This is a genomic window from Halovivax gelatinilyticus (assembly GCF_024300625.1).
In the GTDB taxonomy this organism is placed as follows: domain Archaea; phylum Halobacteriota; class Halobacteria; order Halobacteriales; family Natrialbaceae; genus Halovivax; species Halovivax gelatinilyticus.
In genome coordinates, this window is the sequence record NZ_CP101322.1 from 1,034,523 (window position 1) to 1,060,436 (window position 25,914).

The following is a 25,914-nucleotide window of genomic DNA, read 5'->3' on the forward strand; positions in this document are numbered from 1 at the left end:
GATGCTGCTGGTCCTGTGTGTGGACCTCGACGACGACCTCGGGCGCAAAGCCGGCTTCTCGACGCCGGTCATCGGCCGTGGCCCCGTCGAGGAGGCGGCGCTCGCGCTCGCGACGGCCGATCCCGAAGACTCGGACGCGAACGTGATCTTCCAGGGGCTCCACATCTACGACGAACTCGACGGCCGCGGCGAGAGCGTCGAGGTCGCCATCGTGACCGGTAACGAGGACGGATCGGTCAGCGCGAGTCGCGAGATCGGCGACGAGGTCGATACGGTGCTGGCGAGCCTCTCGACCGGCGAGGACGTCTCGTCGCTCGTCGTCACCGACGGCGCACAGGACGAATCGGTCCTCCCGGTGATCCGTGCTCGCGTCCCAATCGACGGCGTCAGGCGGGTCGTCGTCCGCCAGGCGCAGAACTTAGAGTCGATGTACTTTACGATCAAGCAGGTGCTGGCCGACCCGGAGACCAGGGGAACGATCCTGATTCCGCTCGGCATCTTGCTCTTGATCTATCCGCTTGCACTCCTCGGAATGTTGCTCGACTATCCCGGCGTCGTCCTCGGCGCGACGTCGACGCTGCTCGGGCTCTATCTCATCTCGCGAGGACTCGGTCTCGGCGCCTACCTCGACGGAGCCGCAGATCGCCTCCGTCGATCGCTGTACGCCGGCCGGACGACGCTCATCGCCTACGTCGTCGCCGTCGCGCTCGTCGTCATCGGCACCGTCAACGGATTCGAGACGATCGAGTCGGCCGAAGCCGGCGGCCAAGCGCTCGACATTCCGCTGACCGCGAGCGCGTTCCTGTTCGGATCGATCCACTGGTTCGCCGCGGCCGGGCTCACCACCAGCCTCGGCCAGATCACCGACGAGTACATCGCCGGACGGCTCGAGTGGCGCTACCTCAACGCGCCGTTTTACGTCCTGGCGATCGCCCTCGTCATCCACGCCGTCACGGGCTTCTTCTTAGACGAACTCACGCTCAGCTACCTCGCGACGGCGATCACCGCCGGAACCTTACTCGGCATCGTGAGTACGCTCACCTTCGCCGTGGCCGAAACGAGACTATCGGAGCGCTCGACGACGAACGCCGCCGAATACGGCGATTGACTCGTCACCGCTCGCGCTCGACGACGAACGCCGCGAGATCGAGCAGGTACCGCGTTGCGTGCTCGCTCGTCGAATCCACCCGCTCTAGCGCGGCGATAGCCAGATCGGACTGGGCGCGGGCACGCTCGTTCGCCGCCTCCGGCGACAGGTCGGTCACCTGTAACAGCGAGGGGCGATCGAGCGTCTCGTCGATTCCCGTCGGTTTGCCGAGCGTCTCCGGATCGGCGACGGCGTCGAGGACGTCGTCGCGAATCTGGAAGGCAATTCCGACGCGCTCTGCGTACTCACCGAGCGCGTCGACCGTCTCGTCGTCGGCGTCGGCGGCGATCGCCCCGAGTTCAGCTGCCGCCCGAAAGAGCGCGCCGGTCTTCCGGCGGGCGAGGGCCATGTACTCCGCTTCGGTGCTCGGCATCGCCGTCAGTTCCGTCGCCTCGCCCTCGCCGAGTTCGACCATCGCCTCCGTGACCGTCTCCATCGCGGCCGGATCGGCGGCAAACAGCGCGAACGCCTCGCCCAGCAACCCGTCGCTCGTAACGATCGCGGGACCGTATCCGTGCGCTTGCCAGGCGCTTTCGGAACCGCGACGGACGGTCGACCGGTCGATGATGTCGTCGACGAGCAACGAGGCCGTGTGAACGAGTTCGATCCCGACGCCGTAATCGAGTGCGTCCGCCGGCTCGCCGCCGGCGATCTCGCAGGCGAGAATCGTCACCATCGGCCGCACTCGCTTCCCACCCGAGAGCACCGCATCGGCGACGCCCCCTCGGAGTTCGCTCGGTTCGATATCCGCGAGCACCGACTCGAGGCGGTCTTCGATCAGCGTCCGGCGGCGATCGAGCGATTCCATCGGCCGATCTAGTCGGACCACGAAAAAGTAGGTGACGATCCAGCGGCCGACGCGAACTACTTCGTCGATCTCTGGTCGATATCGGCCGTCTCAGAGACGAACTCGAACGATCCCGCCGTCTCGTCGGATTCGGTTTCGACGGCCGTCTCGAATCCATCGAGCGCCTCGCTGAGACGCGACGCCTGTTCGGACAACCCCTCAGCCCGGTGGCTGACGGCTGAAATCGCCGACGTCTGCTGGGCCGCGGCCGCCGCGACCTGTTCGGTTTCCACGGCCGTCTCGTTCGCGATATCGGTCGCCGAGGCGACCATCGCGACGATTTCCTCGGTCGCGGCCGCCTGCTGCTCGGTCGCCGCCGAGATCTCCTGAACGCCGTCGTTGGTCTCCGCGGCGTACTCGGCGATGCGGTCGAGCGCCACCGCGGCGTTCTGGACGGACGCGACGTGCTCGTCGATCCGGCTGGCGGTTCGTTCGACTTCCCGACTGGTCCGGTCGGTCCGCGCTGTGAGCACCTCGATTCGGTCTTCGATGTCGGTCGCGATCGATTTCGTCTCCGCGGATAGTTCTTTGATCTCGTCTGCGACCACGGCGAAGCCGCTCTCGCCGCCGGCTGAATCGCCGCCGTCGCGGGAGGCTTCGATATTGGCGTTGAGCGCCAGCATGTTGGTTTCGTACGCGACCGTCTGTATGAACTCGGCGAGTTCGTCGATCTCGGCCATTTCGGCTTCGAGCGCCTCGATCGCCTCGCGCGCCTCGAGGGCGTCTGACTGTATCTCCGCCATCCCGTCGATCGCGTCCTGCGCCGCTTTCCGACCGTCGGTACCGGCTTGGGCCGTCCGTTCGGCGACGTCGGCCACCTGATTCGAGGCGGCGGCGATCTGCTCGGTCGTCGTCGAGAGTCCGTCTACCTCGTCGGAGACGGTCTGGAGATTCGCGTGTTGCAGGTCCGTCCCCTCCGAGATCTCCTGAACCGACGTGCTCATCTGTGAGGCGGCTGCCTCGACCTCCTGGGCGCTGCCGGTAACCGATTGGCTCGCTCGGTCGACCGCGGTTGCGAACGACTGGGCCGACGCCGTCGACGCTTCGAGGGTAGCGACCATCACGTTAAACGAGTGAGCGATTTCGGCCATCGCCTCGTGTTCGTCATCCGGGTCGAGGCGGCGCGTCAGGTCCCCGTCCGCACACTCGGCCATCACGGCGCCGTACGTCGTAGCCGTTTCTTCCAGCTGGTGATTGATTGCCGTCGTCTCCGCCCGAGCGCCTTCGGCTTCTTCGCGCGCGCGATTCGCCTCGTCAATCTGGCGTTTGAGCGAGGTTCGCATCGTATCGAACCCGTCGTACAGGTGCCCGATTTCGTCGATGCGACCCGTTTCGAGATCGACGTCGAGATCGCCGGATTCCATCGCTTCGGTGCGGTCTCGCAGTTCGGTCAACGGTCGAACGGTCTGTCGACCGAGGATGGTTCCCATGAGCCCGAGTGCGAGAACGCTCGTTAGCAACAACAAGAGGACGTGCTGTCCGACCGAATCGGCGACGCCGTAAGCTTCGTCGGTCGGCACGGTCGTCACCGCAACCCATCCCGTGTCGGCGACCGGAACGTACGCGAACGCGGTGTCGTCGGTTACGAGGAGGCTCGATCGGCCGCCGATCGCGGCTTGCAGCGCCTCGTCGTCGACCGCACCGGCCCGGACGGGGGAGGCGTCGGCCCGTGTGATCGGCTCGCCCGATTCGTCGACGATCGTCGTCGCGGCCTCGGCCGCCGGCTGCTGGAGTGCTTCGAGGCGATACTCGAGGGTCCCGATAACGACGGCGACGCGGTCCGGCCGTTCGGGGACCGGGCTCGCGAAGGCCATCACCTCATCTTCTAACAGTTCGTCCTCGTAGGCGCGCGGCGTGTGCCAGACGTCGTCGTCGAACGAAAGTTCGGCCTCGAAATCGACCGCCGTCCACGGCTCGTCGATCGCGTGGAGAGAGACTCCGTCGCGACGCTCGCTGTCCGTGCTGGTGACGATCTCCTCGGCGTCCGTATCGACGTAGTGAATCGCGCGGACCTCGACGGACATGCGGGCGTTCGATTCGACGAGATGGCCCTGGACGTCCTGGACGTCACCCTCCGTGAGCGGGTCAGAAGCCGAGATCTGACTCGTCTGGACCGATAGTAGCTCCACCCAGTCGCCGATGGTCCCGGCCTGCATCTCGGCGGTTCGCTCCAGTTGGTCGTTCGACTCCGCGGTCACCGACCCATCGACTTCGGCGTACGTCACGAGGCCGACGAGTCCGATGACGACGACCACGGCGAGTATCGAGATCACGAACTTCGTCAGGTACCGGCGACGGACGACGTTCGGAACGAACCGACTCGGGGACATTAGCGCTCCACCTCCGCGATCGTTTCGATGGACGCGTCCTCGAACGACCAGTAGGCGAACGTCGCCGCCGAAACGTCGCCGTTCTCGTCGAATTCGACGTCGCTCGAGGCGCCGACGTACTCGATCGGATCGCCAGCAGCGGCGAGTTCGATCCCTCGCGGCAGGTCGCTCGGTTCGATCCGCTCGCCTGGCGGACTGGTGACCCGTCGAACCGCGGCCCGAACGGCCTCCCCGTCGTTTCGGCCCGCAAACGCGTTCGCGAGTAGTAAGACCGCGCTCGCGTCGTACGCGGACGCGTTGAACGGCGTGCTGTCGGCGGATGCGTCGTATCGGTCCTCGAATTCGTTGACGAAAAACGACTCCCCAGGGCCGCCCGAGACGGGCGCCGTCCCGCGAACGTGATCGATCGAGTGCTCGACGCGCTCGGGGAGGCGAGTGTCACGCATTCCGTCGGTCACGAGGACGGCGACGTCCGGATTCGCCGCGTGGACGTCGCGAAGTAACTGCGCCCCGCTGTCCGTGTATCCGATCAGAACGACGACATCGGGGCCGTCGGCGAGTGCCGTCCCGATTTCGTCCTCGTACGAGGCGGTCGCCGATTCCGTCGCCTGTTCGTACGGAATCTGGCTCGTCACCGTCCCACCGTGTTCGACCCGAAACGCGCGCGAAAACGCCCGACTCAACTGGTAGCCGTAGTCGTTGTTCACGTAGACCGTCGCGGCCCGCCCGTGTCCGGCCTCGGATGCTCGCTCCGCGAGAACGACCGCCTGCATCGCGTCCGACACCGCCGTTCGGAAGACGAATCCGCCGTCGTTGATGGTCGTAATCGTCGGGCTCGTACTCGCAGGCGAACAGCAAACCGTCCGATAGGGGATCAACACCTGCTGTGACGCCCGGAGCGTCACTCCCGAAGCGAGGGCCCCGTTGATCGCCGGATAGCCGGCTTCTACCAGTTCGAGCGCACCGAGGACGCCCGTTCTGGCATCGGTTTCGGTATCGACCGTTTCGACCTCGAATTCGACGGGGACGTCCGCCTCGCGTAACTGGGCAATCGGCAACCGAGACGCGTCACCGATATCCTGACCGGCGGCGCCGAGGTCGCCGCTTCGCGCGCCCAGCAATCCGAGTTTGATCGTTCGATCGGTAGTATCCTCGCTCGCACTCGATCCGATCCCGGGAACGGTCGAAACGCACCCTGCACCGGTAGCGAGTGTTGCTGTGGCGAGGCCTGTTAGAAATGTCCTTCGATGATGGCGAGCACGCATAGAGATTCGTCTCTCCTAGGCGTACAAATATCATCGCATAATTTCCACGAAAACTAGTTGGTGGTGGGCGTTATCACGGACGTGCTGGCCGACACTTGCCAGTTTCTCGCACGGGCCCGAGACGGAGAACTGCATCGCTCACAGCCCGCTGAATAGCCCATAGCGGCGGAGTCAAAAGCAATCTGCGTTCAACTATTCGAAAATGAATTCGCCGACGTACCTACGAGAACTGTTCGATCAGCGCCGGCACCACGTCGAACAGATCGTCGTGGATCGCGTAATCGGCGATATCCATGATCGGTGCGTTCGGGTCCGTGTTGATCGCGACGATCGTATCGGCCCCTTTCATTCCCGCGACGTGCTGGACCGCCCCCGAGATCCCGATTGCGATGTAGACCTCCGGCGTCACTACCTTCCCCGACTGGCCGACCTGTCGGTTCGCCGGCAGCCATCCAGCGTCGACGATCGGTCGCGACGACGACAGCGTCGCGTCCAGCGCGTCCGCGAGGTCGCGAATCAGATCCAGGTTCTCTTCTTCCTCGATCCCTCGGCCGATGGAGACGAGTAGATCGGCCTCGCTGATGTCGACGTCGCCGCCGGCGACCTCCTCGAATCCCGTGACCGTCGAGCCGATCGCCGCCTCGTCGATCTCGGCGTCGAACGCGTCGATCGACGACTCTCCAGCGCCCTCGGCGGCCGGCCACTCGCCCTCGCGAATCGTCGCCAGCGCGGTCCCCGCGTCGAGTTCCGTCGTCGTCTCGACCTTTCCGCCGTACATCTCGCGAGTCGCGATCAGCGTCTCGCCGTCGACGTCCAGATCGACGACGTCGGTCACGATGGGCAGGTCGAGACGAGCGGCGACCGCCGGGGCGTAATCCAACCCGTTGACGCTGTTCGGGACCAGCACGTACTGCGGCTCGATCGTCTCGTACAGTTGGGAGATGGCCTGTACGTACACGTCGTGGTTGAACTCGTCGCCGTACTCGACCGTGTGGACGACGTCGACGCCGTCGAGGGCGAGTCCGTCCGCGAAATCGTCGACCGGCCCGCTGATGACCGCGAGGTGGACGTCGCCACCGGTCTCGTCGGCGAGCGCACGACCGGCCGTCGCGAGTTCGAAACTCACGTCGCGCAGTTCGCCGTCGCGGTGGTCGGCGATTGCGAGCACGTCGGTCATCGGCTCTCACCTCCGGTGAGAACGGTGACGTCGTCGCGCACGGAGTGTGCGACGGTAGTCATGCTGTCACCCCCTTTTCGCGGAGCAATTCAGCGAGTTCGCCGGCCGTCTCCTCGGCGCTTCCTTCCCAGACCCGCGCCTCGCTCTCGGCTTCCGGCTCGTACATCGCCGTCAGTTCGAGCGAACCCTCGACGACGCCGTCGTCGAGACCGACGTCGTCGAGCGATTTCGCTTCGAGCTCTTTGCGCTGGGCTTGACGGATGCCTCGCAGACTCGCGTACCGGGGCTCGTTGATCCCCGTCTGGATCGTCAACACCGCGGGAAGTTCCACCTCGGTCAGCTCCTCGACGCCACCTTCGAGTTCGCGGCGGACGGCGGCAACGCCGTCGTCGAAGTCGTGTTCCAGGTGGTTGACGACCGCTGCCCACTGGAAGTCGATCGATTCTGCGAGCGAGACGCCCGTCGCCATCCAGCTGTCGTCGCCCGTCTGGACGCCGGTGAGGATCAGGTCGGGATCTTCCGCTTCGACGACCGCGCGAAGGATCTCCGCTTTCGCCCGCACGTCGAGCAGGTCGACGCCCTCGAACGCGTCGTCCCAGACGCGGATCGCGCGATCCGCACCTTTCGCCAGCGCCTGGCGAATCGTCTGTTCTGCCTCTTCGGGTCCGATCGTGACCGTGACGACCTCGTCGGCGATATCCGCTTCCTGTAACTGGACGGCCTCCTCGACCGCGTAGTCGTCCCACTCGTTCAGATCCGCACCGAGGTACCGACCGGCGATCTCGGTGCCGTCGATCTCGAACTCGTCGTCGACGGTGGCCACTTCCGCGACCGTTACGAGTACCTTCATCGCGTGTGACTCCGTCGCCCGGACCGTAAATGCTTTCGAAACCGGCCACACGCGAACGCCAGTTGTGGCGGGTTCGATCCGACGAAACCCGCGATATCGCGGTGATCCTATCGGTCGGCTCACCGACCGAGCGGACCGAAACGCGTCTACGGCCGACCGTCGAGACACGGACGCTGGGCGCGATACGCAAGCGGTTTAACGATCCCCACGCTACGTCCTCCATGGCTGACTGTCCACTCGCGGACGAGTGCCCGAGTTTTTCGGAGCGAATCGCTGGCATGGGGTGTCAGCACTACGGTGATCGGGGCGGGAAGGAGTGGTGTAACCACTACAACCAGCCCATCGCCGACCTGAAGACCCAGCCCGTCAAGGCGGGCGAAGAAGTCGTCGTCGAAGTCGTCGACATGCACGAGAGCGGTGCCGGCGTCGGCCGCACGGACGACGGCTTCATCGTCATGGTCGACGGCGTCCTGCCGAAGGCCCGCTCGCGCGTCGAGATCACCCGCGTCCACAGTAACCACGCCCGCGCCGACGAGATCGAACGACTGCCCCTGGACCCCGAAGACGGAGACGAGGGAGACGAAGACGGTGAAGACGACGAAGAAGAGGTCGAGGCCGATGACGACGACGATGACGGCCCGACCCGGCCACAGCTCGGCAGCCGCGAAAACTTCTGGGGCAACTGAATTCCAGACGATTTCGAACCGACCGGACAGTCAGCGATATCTCCGTTGTGGATCGGTCGACCCGCTCTCGATCCACAGACGGCTTTTTGCCCGTACCCTCCGAACCGACACCCATGCGCACGGCGCTCAGAGTCGGCATCGCCATCTACAACGACGGACACTACCACGCCGCACACGACGCCTGGGAGGGCCACTGGCTCGACCTGGAGTCCGGAACGCCCGAGGAGCGACTGCTCCACGGGCTCATCCAGTTCACCGCTGCGGTGTACCACGCCTGTGATCGAAACTGGGAGGGAGCGGTCGGCCTGGCGACGAGCGCCGGCGAGTACCTAGACGGCATCGACGCCGAATATCGAGGGTGTAACGTCGACGAGGTGGGACGCTACCTGCGAGCGCTCGCGACCGATCCCGAGGGTATCGAACGGGGTCAGCCGCTCGCGTTGACCCACGAGGGAGAACGACTAACGCTGGCCGACCTGACGCCCGAGGAAACGGTCGTCGCCGCGAACGTCCTCGCCGAGGAGTGGGACTACGACGAGGAATTGTTCGAACGCGCCGGCGACGCCGCACTCGAAGCCCTCGACGAGGGTGACGAGGGTACGCCGTTTCTGGCGCTGCTGTTCGACTTCGTTCGCGGGGACGAGTCGGATAGAGCCGTCATTTATCAGCGGCTCGAGGCGCTCGTCGACCGACGCGAGTCGCGTCGTCGCGACGTCGAGGGGCTGTTCGACGAAAACTGAGCGGGAAGACGGACCGAGCGAAACGACTATGTGCTGATACGATCGGGAGTAGCGTATGTCGGTACTCCTCACCGCCATCGCGTTCGTCCTCGGCGTCTTCCTTCTGATGTGGGGAATCCTCTCGATCGTCGATCCGGAACGGGCGTTCCGGTACGAAAATATCTTTCAGATCCGAGACGTCGAACTGAGCGGCTTCGGCGTGGCGATCCAGCAGATCAGCGGCGTCTTCTTACTGTTCGCGACGCCGTTCGTCGTCGGTCGGGCGATGGCGGATCCGCTCGCGATCCCCCTGATGTACGTCGTCGCGCTCGCCCCGTTCGTTCGGTGGTACGACGTCGGCCCCGACTGGCTCGTCGGGTTCGTCCGGTGAGTCGTCGACACGCTCGCGATTATTCGAACTCCGCGGAGTTGTCCTGCGGTTCGTAGCCGAGCACCTCTCGCGCACGCTCTAAGGAGTAGTATTTGCGGTCGTTGTCGGAGATTCCGTAGACGATCTCGTAGCCGTAGTCGGCCTCGATGCACCGCTGAAAGAGGTGGGCACAATCGCGGTAGGAGAGCCACATCGCTTGGCCGCGCTCGTAGTCGACCGGCGGGTGATCCTTCGTGAGGTTGCCGATGCGGACGCAGGCGACCGAGAGACCGAACTCGTCGTGGTAGTACCGGCCGAGAATCTCGCCGGTCGCCTTCGAGACGCCGTAGAGGTTACCCGGCCGGGGAAGTTCCGCGCCGTCGAGTCGGAAATCGTCACCCGTGCGGTAGAGGTCGGGCAGGCGCTCGTCGGTCTCGTAGGCGCCGACGGCGTGATTCGAGGAGGCGAAGGCGACCGTCTCGACGCCGGCGTCGACGGCGGCCTCGTAGACGACGCGCGTCCCGTCGATGTTGTTCGGGAGCACCGACGACCACGGAGCCTCCTTACGCGGATCGCCCGCCAGGTGAATCACCGCGTCGATTCCCGCCATCGCCTCGCGGACGGCTGACTCGTCGGTGATGTCGCAGACGACGAATTCGCCGGGCAGCTCTTCGGTCGGCGGATCACGATCGAGCAGTCGCCACTCGTACTCGTCGGACAGGTCGTCGAGGACGGCCGTGCCGACGCGGCCAGCGGCTCCGGTCAGGAGAACCGACGTTGGCATTCATCGGATGGATGGAGCCACCCAGATACGTACCTTGCGGTCTCGGGCGAGTGGTGACAGCGAGCGAGAACGCGGTGCAATACGAGCGGGCGAGCGGCGAGTTCGTCCCCCAACAACGGATCAAAACGACCTTCCCCGCGGCGGCTGATCCTGCTACTATGTCACCAGCTACGCCGCCGGACGGACGCCAGACCGGGCGCGATCCCGAGCCCGCCGAGATAGCGTGCTTCGAAGCCGGTATCAAATTCGGCTCGCTGTATCACCAGTTCGCCGGAACGCCGGTGTCGCCGTCCAGCGCGGAGAGTCTCGCGAGCGCGATGGAGGAAGCGATCGAGAACCAGCCCCACTGCGTCGACGTAACCGTCGACGTCGACACGGGCGCGATCGAGCGCGAACTCACAGACACCAGCGCGTCGTACACGGAGGTAACGGGTCGGTTTCTCGAGGTGGAGATCGTCGTCGAGACCGACGAGTACGCCGTCACCTCGCGGATGCAGATGGACGGTGACTATCCGCTCATGTCCGTCGTCAGCGTCGACGAGAGCGTCTCGTAATTCCCATCGAAGAGAGTGTCGACTCCGTCTGCCTCCCGCGATCTACCGTCGATTTTCACTTTCACTTTCGGGCGATCGTTTAACCCCGCCGGGGAAGTAGGCTCACACATGAGTCAGGCCTCACTCACCGACGACGACCTATTCGGCGAGGCGGCGACCGAAATGCGCGAAGACGTCGAGCAGTCCCTCGATGCGGCGAGAGAGGCCCTCCCCGCCGCAGACGACATCTGGGAGACCGACGCGGACAACGTCCTCGGGGCGTTGAACGGCCTGAAATCCGCACTCGACGTCGGCGACGCGGAAGATCACCTCCGCGACGCGAAGAAGTGGTACACGATGGGCGACCGGGCGGACGCGTTCGACGACGCGTCGGACCTGGCAGACGAGATCGAGACGGTCGAGTCGTCGGTCGCCGACATCGCCAGCGCGAGCGAGCAGGTCGCAGATCTCGCTCAGACGATGCCCGGTCTCCGCTCGAAGCTTCAAGATCTAGAAGACGACGAGGAGTGACGACGACAGTCCGCACTCGGTGAGACCGGCCCGAGCGATGATTCCTCTTCGATGAGTCGCCCTGCTCACCGCGACTCCGACAGGTCTCTCGATTCGACGGCTGAGAGCAAACTCGCGAGTGCATCGGCCGCCAGCTCCAGTAACTCCTCGCCGAGATCGGCATCGCCAGCCGCCGGATCCCCCACTACGCCGTTTTCCGTAAACGAGGCCGAATCGTGTGCGAGGTTGGTGTGACTTACCCACTCGCCCCAGCCGTCGGCGGCGTCGGCGCGCGCGTCGTCGATCCGGGTTTCGTCGATCAGGTCCGGTTCGATCGCCCGAACGAGCGCCGTCTCGAGCGAGCCGGCGTGACCCATCTCGGCGGCGTGCTCGCCGACGGTCTCGAACCAGGTGAACGAGACGGCGTAGGCGTCACCATCGCGGCTGATCTCGCCGGTCACCTCTCGAAGCGCGTCGACGTTCCCGCCGTGGCCGTTGACGCAGACGACGCGATCGAAGCCGTGGTGAGCGAGACTCCTGATGCAATCTCTGACGGTCGCTCGAAACGTGTCCGGTTCGAGCCAGAGCGTTCCCGCGAAGTGGCGATGCTCTCGCGCCAGTCCGATCGGGAGCGTCGGGGCGATCGCGACCTCGCCGTCGAAGGCCGACACACCAGCGTCGGCGACGGTCGTCGCGGCCAGCGTGTCCGTTCCCAACGGTGCGTGCGGACCGTGTTGTTCCGTACTTCCGACCGGCAACACCGCGATCTCGGTGTCGAGTTCCGCCACGTCGGGCCACGCGACGCGTTCAACGTGCATAGCCGTCACGACGGGCGGTCGGCCCTTGTACCCTCCGTATCGATCGAACCGTGACGACCACGCGTTGGCAGGGTCAAACGGTTTCCGACGGTCGAACGGATGGGCGATATGAGCGACCAGCACCGCGAACTCGGCGTCGATCTGGGAGCACTCGGTGAGAAGATTGCTGACCACGACTATCCGGCGACGCAGGACGAGTTACTCGCAGAGTACGGGGACGAAGAGATCGAGTTGGAAGGCGAAACCGTCACGTTCGAGTCGCTACTCGAACCGCTGAACGAAGACGAGTACGCCGCGGCGAGCGAGGTCAACGAGGCTATTCTCTCGATGGTGGGCGACGAGGCGATCGGACGGAAGAATTACAGCGACCGCACGCCGCCGGCCCCTGGCGAGGATCGACAGGACGAAGGCGCGCCGGATCAGGACGGACAGAGAGAACAGGAGTCGTTCTGAGCGGTCCGTTCCGTTCGAATAGCCATCGGCGGGCCGCTCAGTCGTTATTGTGCGATTGCGTTCGAGCGGTTCGTCGCTGTGCGCGCTCGATGAACTCCTCCGGGAGCTCGTCGATTTCGCCGGCCTGGACGCCCCAGAGGTGGGCGTAGAGACCGTCGTTCGAGAGGAGGTGCTCGTGGCTGCCGCGTTCGACGATCTCGCCGCCTTCGAGGACGATGATCTTGTCGGCGTCCTTGATCGTCGAGAGGCGGTGAGCGATCGCGAACGTGGTCCGATCCTCGGTGAGCGCGTCGATCGAGCGCTGGATGAGCATCTCGGTCTCGGTGTCGACGTCGCTGGTCGCCTCGTCCAGGATGAGGATGTCCGGGTCTTTGAGGATCGCGCGGGCGATGCACAGCCGTTGGCGCTGGCCACCGGAGAGCTTGACACCGCGTTCGCCGACCTCCGTGTCGTAGCCGTCCGGCAGGTTCTGGATGAAGTCGTGGGCTTCTGCCGCTTTGGCGGCTTCGACGATCTCCTCGCGGTCGGCGTCGAAGGTGCCGTACGCGATGTTCTCCTCGACGGTCCCGTAGAAGAGGTACGACTCCTGGCCGACGTAGGCCATCGACTGGCGGAGCGACGAGAGCGAGACGTCGCGGACGTCCTGGCCGTCGATGCGCACGGCGCCGTCGTCGACGTCGTACAGTCGCAAGAGGAGCTTCAGGACGGTCGACTTTCCGGCACCGGTCGGCCCGACCAGTGCGACCGTGTCGCCGCCGTCGACGTCGAACGAGATGTCGTCGATGATCATTTCCTCGCGTTCGCCGTCGGCCTCTTCGTTGGCGTAATTGAAACTGACGTGGTCGTACTCGACGTGGCCGTCGGTGACCTCCAGCGAGTCCGCGTCCACGTCTCGGTCGATCCGTCCGTCCTCGTCCATCAATCCGAAGATCCGCTCGCTCGAGGCGGCGGCCCGCTGGTACATATTGATAATCTGTCCGAACTGGGCCATCGGCCAGACGAGTTGCTGGGTGTAGAGGATGAACGCGACGAACACACCCGTCTGCAGGGTTCCGGTGAACGGTCCCGGACCGCTGCCGGTGAACACCCAGTAGCCACCCACGATGAACGTCGCGACGAAGCCGATTCCCGAGATGAGTTGCAAGCCCGGGAAGAACTTGATCCGGATGCGGATCGCGCCCCAGTTCTTGTTAAAGTAGTTTCGCGAGACGTCGTCGACCCGGTCGGATTCGTACTCCTCGGTGTTATCGGATTTGATGACCTGAATGCCGCCGAGGTTGTTCTCGAGCCGGGAGTTTACCTTTCCGACCGACGAGCGCACTTCGGCGTACTTCGGCTGGATCTTCTTGACGAAGATGTAGGTGAAGATCGCGATGAGCGGAACGGGTGCCATCGAGACCAGCGCGAGCTGTGGATTGAGCCAGAACAGGAGGCCGGCGATGCCGACCACCATCACGACCAGTCGGAACGCCGAGTTGAGCCCGTCGTTCAGAAAGCGCTCGAGCTGGTTGACGTCGTTCGACAGTACGGACATCATCTCGCCGGTCTGTTTGGTGGCGAAGAACTCCATGTCGAGTCGTTGCATCTTGTCGTACGTCGCGGTCCGCACGTCGTGCTGGATGTCCTGACTGAAGGCGTTGAATCCCCAGTTACGCAGGTAGTGAAAGACCGCCCCGATGACGAACGAGCCGGCGATGGCGATGACGATGAACTGGAACTGCCCCGCCTCCGAGGTGGGGAGCCAGGACTCTGGAAGGATAACCAGGGGTATCTGTTCAGCGAACGGCGCCGGATCGTCAGCGAAGATGGAGTCGATCGCGACGGCGAGCAAGAGTGCCGGCAAGAGGTCGAGAATCCGAGCGAAGATGCTCGAAAAGATCCCGACCGTTACCGAGAACCAGTAGGGACGTCCGTATTCGAAGATGAGCCGGCGCATCGGGTTATCGATGTTGTCCCGCTGCTCTTCGAACGGGTCGTCCTCTTCCCAATCAATACTACTCATTGACTCGGCTCAATAGTCGGTCGACTATAAATGTTCCCTACGAACCGAAATAGGCGATTTCCGCCGCATTTTCCGATCCGGTGCGTACCTCCACCGACCGTCGATAAAAAGCCTCGTCGGAGAGCCGCCCCAGAAAGTAACAGTTATTCATCCCCGCTGGTTTCGGACGTATACGGGCTCGTGGTCTAGTTGGTTATGACGTGGCCTTTACAAGGCCGAGGTCGGTGGTTCGAATCCGCCCGAGCCCATATTTCTGCCGCGAACAACGTCGTGAGCGGTAGAAATCTGTTGTGAGGACGGTTCGAACCCTGCAAGTCGCAGCCCGCGCAGCGCCGGAGGCGCGAGCAGGACCGTCTCGATTCGGTTCGAATCCGCCCGAGCCCATTTCTGGAACGAACGACCAGCAGCGACGGGAGTCACCCCACGAACGTCGATAAATCGACTGGCGTTGTGGTCTGTTGAGAGGTGGCAACAATTGACTCGACCCGCGGGGATTTATCCCGTCGCGGGTTCGGTTGGGTTGCAATGACGACAACCGAGGGCGCCTCTGTCTCCAGGCAGGGGAGTCGAGTTCTTCGACGGTAACGTACCGATTAGTACGGGCGACGACGTACAGATTTTCGATACGACGCTTCGAGACGGTGAGCAATCGCCACGCGTCTCGTTCTCCTACGAGGACAAGCGAGAGATCGCAGCGGTGCTAGACGAGATGGGAACCGACGTCATCGAGGCGGGGTTCCCGGTCAGCTCGCAGGCCGAGTTCGAGGCGGTTCGAGATATCGCAGAATACACCGAGACGACGGTCGCCGGTCTCGCCCGGATCGTCGACGGGGACGTGCAGGCGGCGCTCGACGCCGAGGTGGATATGGTCCACGTCTTCGCGTCGACGTCCGACGTTCAGATCGACGATTCGATGCGCTCGACGCGCGAGGCGGTCAAGCGACGATCCGTCGAGTGCGTCGAGCGGGTCGCGGATGCCGGCGTCGAGTGCATGTTCTCGCCGATGGACGCCACGCGGACCGATCCGGACTACCTCGTCGACGTGATCGAGGCGACGACGGCCGCGGGGGCCGACTGGATCAACGTGCCGGACACGGTGGGCGTCTGCACGCCGACCCGAATGGGCGAACTCGTCCGGTTCGTCCGCGAACACACGGACGTGCGGATCGACGTCCACTGTCACGACGACTTCGGTCTGGCGGGCGCGAACACTATCGCCGGATTCGAAGCGGGTGCCAATCGGGCCCAGGTCGCGGTCAACGGCATCGGCGAGCGAGCCGGCAACGCCGCCTACGAGGAGGTCGTGATGGCGCTCGAATCGATCTACGACGTCGACACGGGCATCGACACGACCCGATTCGCCGAGCTATCGGCGCTCGTCGAGGCCCAGAGCGGCGTCTCCGTCCCGCGAAACAAGCCGGTGGTCGGTTCGAACGCGTTCAGTCACGAGAGTGGCATTCACGCGGCGGGCGTGATCGAGAACAGCGAGACGTTCGAACCAGGCGTGATGACGCCCGAGATGGTCGGGGCCGAACGAGAGTTCGTCCTCGGTAAGCACACCGGGGCTCACAGCGTCCGAAAACGCCTCACAGATCGCGGGTTCGACCCGTCCGATGGGCAGGTTCGCGAGGTGACGAAGCGGGTGAAGGCGGTCGGCTCGGCCGGCGAAATCGTGACGTCGGCCGTTCTCGACCGCATCGCACGCGAGGTTTCGGTCGAACGCCGACAACGGACCGAGGTTCGAGGCTGATGGGGGTCCCAATGGGGCCCGCCGGCCGAAAGCGACAGCGTTCGGTTCGTCGAGGGGACGGGTGTCACCACCGGTTCCCCGTCTGCCGGACGGGCGGGTGCGAACGTTGCACCAGTCGACAGCTATATGTGAACGGCCCCCATTCGACCGGGTACGATGCGAGAGACGACTCCCGCCCACGTCGGGTTTGCCGTCACGGGAGCCGTCGCCACGATTATTGTAGGGGCCTAGACCCCTACACTACCTCATTTCCCGACCCGGCCGTATCATCGAACCCGAGCCGAGCGGATGGCCAGTTGGCCAGTTCCGGCGTTCGAACCGACCCGCTACTGACGAGACTCACCGTGCCAACAGACCAATGAGCGACAGCGCAACGACGCAACGAGAACGAACAGAATCGAACGAACAAACGGATCGTACACCGGACCCGCGTGCAGATGACGCACGGACGGAGACGCCACCAGGATCGACGGGGGCGCAGTCGGTCGTACGAGCGCTCGAAGCCGCGAACGTAACGGTCGCGTTCGGGGTTCAGGGCGGAGCGATCATGCCCGTGTACGACGCACTTGCCGAGTCGTCGATCCGACACGTGACGATGGCCCACGAACAGGGAGCGGCGCACGCCGCGGACGCCTACGGCGTCGTGGCCGGGGAGCCGGGCGTCTGTCTGGCGACGTCCGGTCCCGGAGCGACCAACCTCGTCACCGGAATCGCCGACGCCAGCATGGACTCCGACGCCCTGGTCGCGTTGACCGGCCAGGTGCCGACGTCGTTCGTCGGGAACGACGCCTTCCAGGAAACCGACACCGTCGGCATCACCCGCCCGATCACGAAGCACAACTACTTCGTCGACGCGGCCACCGACATCGGCGCCGTCGTCGGCGACGCCTTCGAGCGCTCGCAGGTCGGACGCGCCGGTCCGACGCTGGTCGATCTCCCGAAAGACGTCACGCAAGCGGAGACGGACGTGACCGCCGACCGACCGACGCCGCCTGCGGTCGAAGCGCCCGACCGGCGCGCCGAGCCGACGGCGGTCGAGGCCGCCGCGCGAGCGATCGAAGCCGCCGAACGGCCATTGTGTTTGTTCGGCGGCGGCGTCGTCGCGGCGGGAGCGAGCGACGTCGCGACGCGCTTTGCGCGGACGTTCGGAATTCCGGCCACGACGACGATGCCCGGGCTCGGCTCGTTCCCCGAGGACGATTCGCTATCGCTCTCGTTCGCCGGCATGCACGGCACCGGATACGCCAACATGGCGATCACGCACACGGACTGTCTGATCGCCGTCGGCACCCGGTTCGACGACCGGTTGACGGGCGGCATCGACTCGTTCGCCCCGAACGCGGCGGTGATTCACGTGGACATCGACCCGGCCGAGATCAGCAAGAACGTCCACGCAGACTATCCGTTGATCGGCGACGCGAGTGCCGTCCTCGAGCAGCTGAGGGCCGCAGTCGAGACGGCACCGCCGGCCGAGTCGTGGCGCGAGCAGTGTGCTGAATGGAAGGAGACGTATCCACTCACGTACGCGATGTGCCGCGAGGAGCCGTTGAAACCGCAATTCGTCGTGGAGGCGGTAGACGAGGCGACCGGAGACGACGCGATCGTCACGACCGGCGTCGGTCAACATCAGATGTGGGCGGCACAGTTCTGGACGTTCACCGAACCCCGGACGTGGGTCTCCTCACACGGTCTCGGGGCCATGGGGTACGGCCTCCCCGCGGCCATCGGCGCCCGACTCGCGCTCGACGAGGCCGGCGAACCCGACCGGGACGTCGTCTGTTTCGAGGGCGACGGCTCGTTGCTGATGACGATACAGGCGCTGTCGGTCGCCGTGCGCGAGAATCTCGACGTCACGGTCGCGGTCCTCAACAACGAGCACATCGGCATGGTCCGCCAGTGGCAGGACGCCTTCTACGAGGGGACCCGAATGGCCTCGGAGTACGATTGGGTGCCGGCGTTCGATACGCTCGCCGAGGCGTTCGGTGCACGCGGCTTCCGCGTCGACGATCGCGACGACGTCGCGCCGACTATCGAGGAGGCGCTCGGCCACGACGGCCCGTCCGTGATCGATTTTCACGTCGATCCGGAGGAGAACGTGTTTCCGATGGTCCCGAGTGGCGGGTCCAACGGCGCGTTCGCCCTGTCGGAGGACCACCTATGAGTGACGACCGCATCGACGCCGGTTTGCCCGGTCGGGCCCCGTCCGAGCGACCGCAGCCCGAGTCGCGGCGAACGACCGACGGCGTTCGAATCGATCCCGTCGTCGAGGCCGGCCACGTTCCGCGCCGAGCGGTCGTCTCCGCGCTGGTCGACCACGAACCGGGCGTGCTCGCGCAGGTGTCCGGCCTGATATCTCGCCGACAGTTCAACATCGAGAGCCTGACCGTCGGGCCGACGACCGTAGACGGCCACGCGCGCATCACGACGGTCGTCGAGGAAACCGATCCCGGAATCGAACAGCTCAAAAAGCAGCTCCGAAAGCTATCGGCCGTCATCTCAGCCGGCGAGATCGCCGGGGAGACCGTCTCTCGCGAGCTGGTCCTCGTGAAGGTCCGCGGCGACGATCCCCACCAGGTCCACGCGATCACCCGGATGTACGACGGCGAGACGCTCGACGCCGGCCCGCGAACGATCACCGTCGAGCTCACCGGCGACGAGTCCCGAATCGACGCGGCGATCGACGCCTACCGGCGGTTCGGAATCGTCGAAATCGCCCGAACGGGCCAGACTGCCCTCGCTCGCGGGGACGTACCGACGACGCCAGGTGAGGAACCCGCCCCGGACTGCCAGGTCGCGAATAGAGAGGGCGAGCCCGACGCGGCGAACACCGACACCTCGCGCGCTGGGACGGCGGAACGATCCATCCGAGCCGACGGACGCGGACGAGACACGACCGAGTGAACCCACGAACGATCACCACCAGAACGATATGACAGCGACACACCACACGAACGACGGACGAACCAATCACGAGATAACGGTCGAACGGATGGCCGAACGGCGGACCGATCGAACGACCGCACCCAAAGAAGAACGGACGAACGACGAAAAAGTACGGTCGAGCGACGAAACGGCGGACGGAGCGGCGAACGAGTCGACAGCGGACGAGGGGTCAGCGGACGACGCAACGACCGACGGAGTGACTGGACGGCCGAAGACGTACGTCACGGACGGCGGAACGGACGTCGCCGACGAGTCGCCCTCGTTCGACGCGACGGTCTACTACGAGGGAGACGCCGACGGGCGCTACATCGACGACGAGACGGTCGCCGTCCTGGGCTACGGTTCGCAGGGTCACGCCCACGCACAGAACCTCGCGGAAAGCGGCGTCGACGTCGTCGTCGGCCTGCGTGAGGACAGCACCTCCTGGGCGGTCGCGGAAGAAGACGGCCTGCGGGTCGCGACACCCGCCGACGCCGCCGAGCAGGCGTCGATCGTGAGCGTCCTGCTGCCCGATACGGTCCAGCCGGCGGTCTACGAGGAGGCGGTCGAGCCGAACCTCGAACCGGGCGACACCCTGCAGTTCGCTCACGGGTTCAACATCCACTACGATCAGATCCGCCCGCCGGCGGGCGTCGACGTCACGATGATCGCCCCGAAGTCGCCGGGCCACCTCGTTCGACGGAATTACGAGAACGACGAGGGAACCCCCGGCTTGCTCGCGGTCTATCAGGACGCGACCGGGACGGCACGGGAGACGGCGCTCGCCTACGCTGACGCGCTCGGATGTACCCGGGCGGGGGTCGTCGAAACGACGTTTCACGAGGAGACCGAGACCGACCTCTTCGGCGAGCAGGCGGTGCTCTGTGGCGGGGTCACCGAACTCGTGAAGGCGGGCTTCGAGACGCTCGTCGACGCTGGGTACGCCCCCGAGATGGCCTACTTCGAGTGTCTGAACGAACTCAAACTCATCGTCGATCTCATGTACGAAGGTGGGCACATGGGGATGTGGGATTCGGTCTCCGATACGGCCGAGTACGGCGGTCTGACCCGCGGGGGCGACGTCGTCGATCGAGACGCCATGGACGAGATCCTGGCCGACGTGCAAAACGGGACGTTCGCCAGGGAGTGGATCGCCGAGAACCAGGCGAATCGGCCGGCCTACGGCCAGTACCGACGAGCCGAACGGGAACACGAAATCGAGCGGGTGGGGGCCAGACTTCGGGAGCTGTTCGCCTGGGGCGGCGACGGAGGTGAGCCACGAGCATGACCGAGCGATCGACGCGAGACGGTCGATCAACGCCCGAGTCGACCGGAATAGAACCGACCCGGCGCCGGGCAGCCGACGATCAGACACGAACACGATCCGCATCGAACGCATTCCGACCAACCGACCGATCCAGCGCAATGACCGACCACGCGAATCCGACCGACGACACCAGTACAGACGCCGCACAACCGAACCGTCCGACCGATCGCACAGCCCGAGATCGCGAACGGCCGACGCGATCCTCGTCGCCTCGACGGCTGAAAGACGTCGATCACACCTCGCCCGTCGACGGCCCGATGCGCGCCTTCGAACGCAATCGAGAGGGGCGAACGGTCAAAACCGACGGTGGTCGACGAACCGAGACGGAGCCCGCGACTGAAGACGATGACGACGAAGCGGCCCACGACGAGGATGGGACGCGGCGAATGAGAGACGTCGATCACACCTCGCCCGTAGACGGGCCGAATCGGACGTTCTCGAGAGGCTACGAGGACGACGATCGCGAATGAGCGAGCGGACCCTCTACGACGCGGTGTGGGACCGACACCGGGTGCGGCGCCTCCCGAACGGACGCGATCAGCTGTTCGTCGGACGCCACCTGATCCACGAGGTGACGAGTCCGCAGGCGTTCGGAATGCTCGAAGAACGCGAGTTCGACGTCGCGTATCCCGACCGAACGCACGCGACCGTCGACCACATCGTTCCGACGAGCGACCGGTCGCGCCCGTTCGACGACGAGGCGGCAGAGCGAATGCTCGCCGAACTCGAAGCGAACGTCGCCGACGCCGGAATCGCGTTCTCCGGACCGGAGACCGGAGACCAGGGGATCGTCCACGTGATCGGCCCGGAGCAGGGACTGACCCAGCCCGGAATGACGATCTGCTGTGGCGATTCGCACACCTCGACGCACGGCGCCTTCGGCGCGCTCGCCTTCGGGATCGGGACGTCTCAGATCCGGGACGTGCTGGCGACGGGGTGTGTCGCCATGGAAAAGCAGGCGGTCCGGCGGATCGAGGTCACGGGCGACCTCGGACCGGCCGTCACGGCGAAGGATCTCGCGCTTTCGATCATCCGCACGCTCGGAACCGACGGCGGCGTCGGGTACGTCTACGAGTACGCGGGCGAGGCGATCGAGCGCCTCGACGTCGAGGGTCGGATGAGCCTCTGTAACATGTCCATCGAGGGTGGTGCCCGCGCCGGCTACGTCAATCCCGACGAGACCACCTACGAGTGGCTCGCAGAAACGGACGCATTCGTTGACGACCCGGAGCGGTTCGAAGCGCTCCGCCCCTATTGGGAGTCGATCCGGTCGGATCCGGACGCAACCTACGACGACGTCGTGGAGATAGACGGCTCGGCGATCGAACCCACGGTCACCTGGGGAACCACCCCGGCACACGCCGTCGGCATCACCGAACCGATTCCCGATCCGGAATCGCTGGCGCCGTCGAAACGGGCGGTCGCCCAGCGGGCCCAGAAACACACGCGAGTGAGCCCCGGCGAGACGATGGACGGCTACGAGATCGACGTCGCGTTTCTCGGCTCGTGTACGAACGCCAGGCTGTCGGATCTCGCCGCGGCGGCGCGGGTCGTCGAGGGCCGCGAGGTCCACCGGGACGTTCGGGCGCTGGTCGTTCCCGGAAGCCAACGAGTCAAAGCGGCGGCCGAACGGGAAGGGATAGCCGAGACGTTCGAGACGGCCGGCTTCGAGTGGCGCGAGCCGGGCTGTTCGATGTGTCTCGGGATGAACGACGACCGGCTGGTCGGCGACGAAGCCTGCGCGTCCTCCTCGAATCGGAACTTCGTCGGTCGCCAGGGGAGTCAGGAGGGCCGTACCGTGTTGATGAGTCCGCCGATGGTGGCGGCCGCGGCGGTGACGGGATCGGTGACCGACGTGCGCGAACTGGAGGTGCCCGCCCGATGACCGACGAGCGAGCGGCGACCGTCGAGCGCGTCAGCGCGAGCGCCGTTCCGGTCCGGGGCAACGACGTCGACACCGACCAGATTATTCCCGCGCGCTTTCTCAAGGCGGTCACGTTCGACGGCCTCGGCCAGTTCGCGTTCTTCGACCAGCGGTTCGACAGCGCGACTCCGAAGGGGTCGCGAGACGGAGACGGCGATAGCGCGGCCCAAAGCGCCGCGCACCACTCGAGCGGGCAGCGCCCGCGAGAAGAAGCCGTCGGAGCAACCGACAATCCGCTGGAGCACCCGTTCAACGAGGAGCGATTCGCGGGGGCGTCACTGCTCGTGGTGAACGCGAACTTCGGCTGTGGCTCCTCGCGCGAGCACGCGCCGCAGGCGCTCAAACGCTGGGGGATCGACGCCATCGTCGGCGAGAGTTTCGCCGAGATCTTCGCGGGGAACTGTCTCGCCCTCGGGATCCCGACCGCGACGCTCGATCCTGACTCGATATCGAGCCTGCAGGCGTGGATCGAACGCAATCCGGCCGAACCGGTGACGCTCGACCTTCTCGAGGGGGTACTCGAATACGGCGACCGAACGCTCGAGGTCTCGATCGACGAGTCCCACCGTCGAGCGCTGACCGAGGGGACGTGGGATACGACGTCGCTGATGCGATCGAATCGAGCGGCCGTCGACGAGACGGCGCGGTCGCTCCCGTACGTGCAGACCGAATCGACCGACGGCGACGCCACCGGAGCGGACCGATGACCGAGACGATCGCCGTCGTTCCCGGCGACGGTATCGGACCCGACGTGACGGCGGCCGCGGTCGCTGTCCTCGAGTCGCTCGGGGTGGGATGTACCTTCGAGGAGTATCCCGCGGGCGATCGCGTCAGAGCAGATCGCGGAACCGCGCTGCCCGCGGAGACGGAAGCGGCCGTCACCTCGGCGGACGCGACGCTGTTCGGTGCGGTCGGTGAGACGGCGGCCGACGTCATCCTCCCGCTCCGTCGGGCGATCGACGCGTTCGTCAACGTCCGGCCCGCCCGGACCTATCCCGGCGTCGACGCGCTCCGTCCTGAGACGGACGTCGTATTCCTCAGAGAGAACACGGAGGGCGTGTACGCGGGTCACGAGTCGCGGCTCACCGACGACGTCGCCACGCTCACGCGAGTGAGTACGCGACCGGCGGCCCGGCGGCTGGCCGAATACGCCTGCGAGCACGTCGACGACGCGAACGCGGAGGGTATCACCGTCGTCCACAAGGCGAACGTGATGAGCGAGACGGACGGCCTCTTTCGCGACACGGTGTGTGCGGTCGCCGAGCGAGCGGACGTCGCCACCGAGGAGGTGTTGCTGGACGCGTTCGCGACCAGAATCTGTCTCGATCCCGCCCAGTTCGACGTCGTCGTCTGTCCGAACCTCGCCGGCGACGTCCTCTCTGACCTGGCGGCCGGACTGGTGGGCGGGCTCGGTCTCTTGCCGTCGGCGAACGTCGGCCCCGAGCGGGCGCTGTTCGAACCGGTTCACGGCACCGCTCCGGACATCGCCGAGCGGGGCGTCGCGAACCCGACCGCGGCGATCCTGTCGGGCGCGATGGTCCTCGAGTATCTGGGCTCCGACGAGGAAGCGAACGCGGTTCGCCGGGCCGTCGAGTCGGTTCTCGAATCGGGTCCGCGGACGCCCGACCTCGGCGGCACTGCGACGACCGACGACGTCACCGAGGCCGTTATCGAGCGAGTGAGGCCGGGGCGATGACGACGAACCTCCAACGAGGCGGATCACCATGACACGAGACGACACCGAACGATCGACGGAGACGCTACCGAGCAGAGAGATCGCCGAGGGCCCAGACCGCGCACCCCATCGGGCGATGTTCTACGCCATGGGCTACGACGAGTCGGACCTCGACTCGCCGATGGTCGGGATCGCCAACCCGGCCGCCGACATCACGCCCTGTAACGTTCACTTAGACGACCTCGCGGACGCGGCGAGAGAGGGCGTCGAGCGAGCGGACGGGATGGCGATCGAATTCGGGACGATCACCATCTCCGATGCCATCTCGATGGGAACCGAGGGGATGAAGGCGTCGCTCGTCTCCCGAGAGGTGATCGCCGACTCCGTCGAACTGGTCGCCTTCGGCGAGCGCTTAGACGGGCTCGTGACGCTGGCGGGCTGCGATAAGAACCTGCCCGGCATGATGATGGCGGCGATCCGAACCGACCTGCCGACCGTCTTTTGCTACGGCGGCACTATCCTACCGGGCGAGCTCCACGGCGAGGACGTCACCATCCAGGACGTCTTCGAGGGCGTCGGCGCCCACGCCGAGGGCGACATGAGTCGCGAGGAGCTAGCGGAACTCGAACACGCGGCCTGTCCCGGCCCCGGTTCCTGCGCCGGCATGTACACCGCGAACACGATGGCCTCGATGAGCGAGGCGCTCGGACTCGCCCCGCTCGGCTCGGCGACCGCACCCGCCGTCACCGACGAGCGCGTCGAGATCGCGGCCGAAGCCGGTGAACTCGCACTCGAAGTGATCGAAGCAGATCGCCGCCCATCCGACGTCCTCAGCCGGGAGTCGTTCGAAAACGCAATCACGCTCGACGTGGCGATCGGCGGGTCGACGAACTCCGTCCTCCACCTGCTCGCGCTGGCGGCCGAAGCCGGCATCGATCTCGCCATCGAGGATTTCGACGAGATCTCCCGCCGGACGCCACACATCGTCGACGTTCGCCCCGGCGGAACGCACGTGATGGCAGACCTCCACCAGCAGGGCGGGATTCCGGTCGTGCTCCGACGGCTCCTCGAGGCGGGGCTGCTTCACGGCGACGCGATGACGGTGACGGGCCGGACGATCGCCGACGAAATCGAATCGCTCTCGCTGCCGACCGACGACGAAGTCGACCCGGCGGTCGTCCGCCCGCTCGCAGATCCGATCCACGAGGAGGGCGCACTCGTCGTCCTCACCGGGAACCTCGCCCCCGACGGCGCCGTGTTGAAGGTGACCGGCGACGACGAACTCCACCATCGGGGTCCGGCCCGCGTCTTCGAACGCGAGGAGGAGGCGATGGCGTGGGTTCAGTCGGGCGGTATCGAATCCGGTGACGTCGTCGTGATCCGGAACGAGGGGCCCCGGGGCGGACCCGGTATGCGCGAGATGCTCGGCGTCACGGCCGCGGTCGTCGGACAGGGTCACGAGGACGACGTCGCGCTGCTGACCGACGGGCGATTCTCCGGGGCGACGCGCGGGCCGATGATCGGCCACGTCGCCCCCGAGGCGTTTGCGGGGGGACCCATCGCCGCGGTCGAAGACGGCGATACGGTGACCGTCGACATTCCGAACCGCGAGCTCTCGGTGGCGCTATCTGACGATGAACTCGCCTCCCGGCTGGCCGAGAGAGACGAGCCCGACCCTGCTTACACCTCGGGCGTCCTCGCGAAGTACGGCGCGGCGTTCGACTCGGCGGCCAACGGCGCGGTGACGAACCCCGCGGTGAAACGCGAGTGAGCATCGGTCGTGGTGAATCTTCGTTCACACCGTATTGATGTCGATCCGACCGCA

Annotated in this window: 24 protein-coding genes and 1 tRNA gene; 17 read left to right on the forward strand and 8 right to left on the reverse strand. The window is 65.6% G+C overall.

Features of this window, described 5'->3' with window-relative positions; translation table 11 throughout:
- The first annotated feature begins 1 nt into the window (after window position 1).
- Window positions 2-1,108, forward strand: a complete 1,107-nt coding sequence (locus tag NKH31_RS04990) for a DUF373 family protein (protein ID WP_254864044.1) — start codon at window positions 2-4, stop codon at window positions 1,106-1,108.
- Window positions 1,109-1,112: 4 nt separating this feature from the next.
- On the opposite strand, the gene NKH31_RS04995 is transcribed toward NKH31_RS04990, so the two are convergent.
- From NKH31_RS04995 to NKH31_RS05015, 5 genes are all read right to left on the reverse strand, one after another.
- The gene (locus NKH31_RS04995) at window positions 1,113-1,955 is read right to left on the reverse strand and encodes a polyprenyl synthetase family protein (protein ID WP_254864045.1); all 843 of its coding nucleotides are present in this window, start codon (window positions 1,953-1,955) and stop codon (window positions 1,113-1,115) included.
- Window positions 1,956-2,011: 56 nt separating this feature from the next.
- A complete protein-coding gene (locus NKH31_RS05000) occupies window positions 2,012-4,324 on the reverse strand; it encodes a methyl-accepting chemotaxis protein (RefSeq protein WP_254864046.1) in 2,313 nt (770 codons plus the stop codon).
- Window positions 4,324-5,589, reverse strand: a complete 1,266-nt coding sequence (locus NKH31_RS05005) for an ABC transporter substrate-binding protein (RefSeq protein WP_254864047.1) — start codon at window positions 5,587-5,589, stop codon at window positions 4,324-4,326. The genes NKH31_RS05000 and NKH31_RS05005 overlap by 1 nt, the downstream gene beginning before the upstream one ends.
- Window positions 5,590-5,809: 220 nt before the next feature.
- Window positions 5,810-6,766, reverse strand: a complete 957-nt coding sequence (locus NKH31_RS05010) for an electron transfer flavoprotein subunit alpha/FixB family protein (protein WP_254864048.1) — start codon at window positions 6,764-6,766, stop codon at window positions 5,810-5,812.
- Between the two features lie 58 nt (window positions 6,767-6,824).
- Window positions 6,825-7,616 carry an electron transfer flavoprotein subunit beta/FixA family protein gene (locus tag NKH31_RS05015; protein ID WP_254864049.1) on the reverse strand — a complete coding sequence of 264 codons (792 nt, stop codon included), beginning with the start codon at window positions 7,614-7,616 and terminating at the stop codon, window positions 6,825-6,827.
- A 221-nt stretch (window positions 7,617-7,837) separates the two neighbouring features.
- Here NKH31_RS05015 and NKH31_RS05020 point away from each other — a divergent pair, with 221 nt between their 5' ends.
- The 3 genes from NKH31_RS05020 (at window position 7,838) to NKH31_RS05030 (ending at window position 9,412) form a co-directional block, all read left to right on the forward strand.
- Window positions 7,838-8,302 carry a TRAM domain-containing protein gene (locus NKH31_RS05020; protein ID WP_254864050.1) on the forward strand — a complete coding sequence of 155 codons (465 nt, stop codon included), beginning with the start codon at window positions 7,838-7,840 and terminating at the stop codon, window positions 8,300-8,302.
- A gap of 113 nt (window positions 8,303-8,415) precedes the next feature.
- Entirely contained in the window at window positions 8,416-9,042 is a 627-nt protein-coding gene (locus tag NKH31_RS05025) for a DUF309 domain-containing protein (protein ID WP_254864051.1), read from the forward strand.
- A 55-nt stretch (window positions 9,043-9,097) separates the two neighbouring features.
- The gene (locus NKH31_RS05030; RefSeq protein WP_254864052.1) at window positions 9,098-9,412 is read left to right on the forward strand and encodes a DUF6199 family natural product biosynthesis protein; all 315 of its coding nucleotides are present in this window, start codon (window positions 9,098-9,100) and stop codon (window positions 9,410-9,412) included.
- A gap of 19 nt (window positions 9,413-9,431) precedes the next feature.
- On the opposite strand, the gene azf is transcribed toward NKH31_RS05030, so the two are convergent.
- The gene (azf, locus tag NKH31_RS05035) at window positions 9,432-10,175 is read right to left on the reverse strand and encodes an NAD-dependent glucose-6-phosphate dehydrogenase Azf (RefSeq protein WP_254864053.1); all 744 of its coding nucleotides are present in this window, start codon (window positions 10,173-10,175) and stop codon (window positions 9,432-9,434) included.
- 158 nt (window positions 10,176-10,333) lie between these two features.
- Between azf and NKH31_RS05040 the strand changes: the two genes are divergently transcribed.
- Both NKH31_RS05040 and NKH31_RS05045 read left to right on the forward strand, forming a co-directional pair.
- Complete coding sequence (locus NKH31_RS05040) at window positions 10,334-10,729, forward strand: dihydroneopterin aldolase family protein (RefSeq protein WP_254864054.1); 396 nt, start codon at window positions 10,334-10,336, stop codon at window positions 10,727-10,729.
- 108 nt (window positions 10,730-10,837) lie between these two features.
- Window positions 10,838-11,239, forward strand: coding sequence for a DUF5790 family protein (locus tag NKH31_RS05045; RefSeq protein ID WP_254864055.1), 402 nt, complete (start codon window positions 10,838-10,840; stop codon window positions 11,237-11,239).
- Window positions 11,240-11,304: 65 nt separating this feature from the next.
- Here NKH31_RS05045 and NKH31_RS05050 read toward each other — a convergent pair whose 3' ends face one another.
- The gene (locus NKH31_RS05050) at window positions 11,305-12,036 is read right to left on the reverse strand and encodes a creatininase family protein (protein WP_254864056.1); all 732 of its coding nucleotides are present in this window, start codon (window positions 12,034-12,036) and stop codon (window positions 11,305-11,307) included.
- 108 nt (window positions 12,037-12,144) lie between these two features.
- Here NKH31_RS05050 and NKH31_RS05055 point away from each other — a divergent pair, with 108 nt between their 5' ends.
- Entirely contained in the window at window positions 12,145-12,489 is a 345-nt protein-coding gene (locus tag NKH31_RS05055; RefSeq protein WP_254864057.1) for a DUF5789 family protein, read from the forward strand.
- A 37-nt stretch (window positions 12,490-12,526) separates the two neighbouring features.
- On the opposite strand, the gene NKH31_RS05060 is transcribed toward NKH31_RS05055, so the two are convergent.
- Window positions 12,527-14,491 (reverse strand): ABC transporter ATP-binding protein, encoded by a 1,965-nt coding sequence (locus NKH31_RS05060; RefSeq protein WP_254864058.1) that lies wholly within the window; start codon window positions 14,489-14,491, stop codon window positions 12,527-12,529.
- Window positions 14,492-14,665: 174 nt separating this feature from the next.
- Between NKH31_RS05060 and NKH31_RS05065 the strand changes: the two genes are divergently transcribed.
- From NKH31_RS05065 to ilvD, 10 genes are all read left to right on the forward strand, one after another.
- A tRNA-Val gene (locus NKH31_RS05065) sits at window positions 14,666-14,739 on the forward strand.
- A 299-nt stretch (window positions 14,740-15,038) separates the two neighbouring features.
- The gene (locus NKH31_RS05070; RefSeq protein ID WP_425492331.1) at window positions 15,039-16,241 is read left to right on the forward strand and encodes a LeuA family protein; all 1,203 of its coding nucleotides are present in this window, start codon (window positions 15,039-15,041) and stop codon (window positions 16,239-16,241) included.
- A gap of 358 nt (window positions 16,242-16,599) precedes the next feature.
- Window positions 16,600-18,402, forward strand: coding sequence for a biosynthetic-type acetolactate synthase large subunit (gene ilvB, locus NKH31_RS05075; protein ID WP_254864059.1), 1,803 nt, complete (start codon window positions 16,600-16,602; stop codon window positions 18,400-18,402).
- Entirely contained in the window at window positions 18,399-19,142 is a 744-nt protein-coding gene (gene ilvN, locus NKH31_RS05080) for an acetolactate synthase small subunit (RefSeq protein ID WP_254864060.1), read from the forward strand. Before ilvB ends, ilvN begins: the two co-directional genes overlap by 4 nt.
- A 238-nt stretch (window positions 19,143-19,380) precedes the next feature.
- Window positions 19,381-20,451, forward strand: a complete 1,071-nt coding sequence (gene ilvC / locus NKH31_RS05085) for a ketol-acid reductoisomerase (RefSeq protein ID WP_425492332.1) — start codon at window positions 19,381-19,383, stop codon at window positions 20,449-20,451.
- A gap of 137 nt (window positions 20,452-20,588) precedes the next feature.
- The gene (locus tag NKH31_RS05090) at window positions 20,589-20,960 is read left to right on the forward strand and encodes a DUF7989 family protein (RefSeq protein ID WP_254864061.1); all 372 of its coding nucleotides are present in this window, start codon (window positions 20,589-20,591) and stop codon (window positions 20,958-20,960) included.
- The gene (gene leuC, locus NKH31_RS05095; protein WP_254864062.1) at window positions 20,957-22,375 is read left to right on the forward strand and encodes a 3-isopropylmalate dehydratase large subunit; all 1,419 of its coding nucleotides are present in this window, start codon (window positions 20,957-20,959) and stop codon (window positions 22,373-22,375) included. Before NKH31_RS05090 ends, leuC begins: the two co-directional genes overlap by 4 nt.
- Window positions 22,372-23,121 (forward strand): 3-isopropylmalate dehydratase small subunit, encoded by a 750-nt coding sequence (locus tag NKH31_RS05100; RefSeq protein WP_254864063.1) that lies wholly within the window; start codon window positions 22,372-22,374, stop codon window positions 23,119-23,121. Before leuC ends, NKH31_RS05100 begins: the two co-directional genes overlap by 4 nt.
- The gene (locus NKH31_RS05105; protein ID WP_254864064.1) at window positions 23,118-24,110 is read left to right on the forward strand and encodes an isocitrate/isopropylmalate dehydrogenase family protein; all 993 of its coding nucleotides are present in this window, start codon (window positions 23,118-23,120) and stop codon (window positions 24,108-24,110) included. Before NKH31_RS05100 ends, NKH31_RS05105 begins: the two co-directional genes overlap by 4 nt.
- A gap of 28 nt (window positions 24,111-24,138) precedes the next feature.
- Window positions 24,139-25,860: a dihydroxy-acid dehydratase gene (gene ilvD, locus NKH31_RS05110; RefSeq protein ID WP_254864065.1), complete on the forward strand. Its 1,722-nt coding sequence runs from the start codon at window positions 24,139-24,141 to the stop codon at window positions 25,858-25,860.
- Window positions 25,861-25,914 lie beyond the last annotated feature (54 nt).

Coding starts and splice junctions, on each gene's coding strand:
- NKH31_RS04990 (WP_254864044.1), top strand. CDS start 2: ATGCTGCTGGTCCTGTGTGTGGACCTCGACGACGACCTCGGGCGCAAA.
- NKH31_RS04995 (WP_254864045.1), bottom strand. CDS start 1,955: ATGGAATCGCTCGATCGCCGCCGGACGCTGATCGAAGACCGCCTCGAG.
- NKH31_RS05000 (WP_254864046.1), bottom strand. CDS start 4,324: ATGTCCCCGAGTCGGTTCGTTCCGAACGTCGTCCGTCGCCGGTACCTG.
- NKH31_RS05005 (WP_254864047.1), bottom strand. CDS start 5,589: ATGCGTGCTCGCCATCATCGAAGGACATTTCTAACAGGCCTCGCCACA.
- NKH31_RS05010 (WP_254864048.1), bottom strand. CDS start 6,766: ATGACCGACGTGCTCGCAATCGCCGACCACCGCGACGGCGAACTGCGC.
- NKH31_RS05015 (WP_254864049.1), bottom strand. CDS start 7,616: ATGAAGGTACTCGTAACGGTCGCGGAAGTGGCCACCGTCGACGACGAG.
- NKH31_RS05020 (WP_254864050.1), top strand. CDS start 7,838: ATGGCTGACTGTCCACTCGCGGACGAGTGCCCGAGTTTTTCGGAGCGA.
- NKH31_RS05025 (WP_254864051.1), top strand. CDS start 8,416: ATGCGCACGGCGCTCAGAGTCGGCATCGCCATCTACAACGACGGACAC.
- NKH31_RS05030 (WP_254864052.1), top strand. CDS start 9,098: ATGTCGGTACTCCTCACCGCCATCGCGTTCGTCCTCGGCGTCTTCCTT.
- azf (WP_254864053.1), bottom strand. CDS start 10,175: ATGCCAACGTCGGTTCTCCTGACCGGAGCCGCTGGCCGCGTCGGCACG.
- NKH31_RS05040 (WP_254864054.1), top strand. CDS start 10,334: ATGTCACCAGCTACGCCGCCGGACGGACGCCAGACCGGGCGCGATCCC.
- NKH31_RS05045 (WP_254864055.1), top strand. CDS start 10,838: ATGAGTCAGGCCTCACTCACCGACGACGACCTATTCGGCGAGGCGGCG.
- NKH31_RS05050 (WP_254864056.1), bottom strand. CDS start 12,036: ATGCACGTTGAACGCGTCGCGTGGCCCGACGTGGCGGAACTCGACACC.
- NKH31_RS05055 (WP_254864057.1), top strand. CDS start 12,145: ATGAGCGACCAGCACCGCGAACTCGGCGTCGATCTGGGAGCACTCGGT.
- NKH31_RS05060 (WP_254864058.1), bottom strand. CDS start 14,491: ATGAGTAGTATTGATTGGGAAGAGGACGACCCGTTCGAAGAGCAGCGG.
- ilvB (WP_254864059.1), top strand. CDS start 16,600: ATGAGCGACAGCGCAACGACGCAACGAGAACGAACAGAATCGAACGAA.
- ilvN (WP_254864060.1), top strand. CDS start 18,399: ATGAGTGACGACCGCATCGACGCCGGTTTGCCCGGTCGGGCCCCGTCC.
- NKH31_RS05090 (WP_254864061.1), top strand. CDS start 20,589: ATGACCGACCACGCGAATCCGACCGACGACACCAGTACAGACGCCGCA.
- leuC (WP_254864062.1), top strand. CDS start 20,957: ATGAGCGAGCGGACCCTCTACGACGCGGTGTGGGACCGACACCGGGTG.
- NKH31_RS05100 (WP_254864063.1), top strand. CDS start 22,372: ATGACCGACGAGCGAGCGGCGACCGTCGAGCGCGTCAGCGCGAGCGCC.
- NKH31_RS05105 (WP_254864064.1), top strand. CDS start 23,118: ATGACCGAGACGATCGCCGTCGTTCCCGGCGACGGTATCGGACCCGAC.
- ilvD (WP_254864065.1), top strand. CDS start 24,139: ATGACACGAGACGACACCGAACGATCGACGGAGACGCTACCGAGCAGA.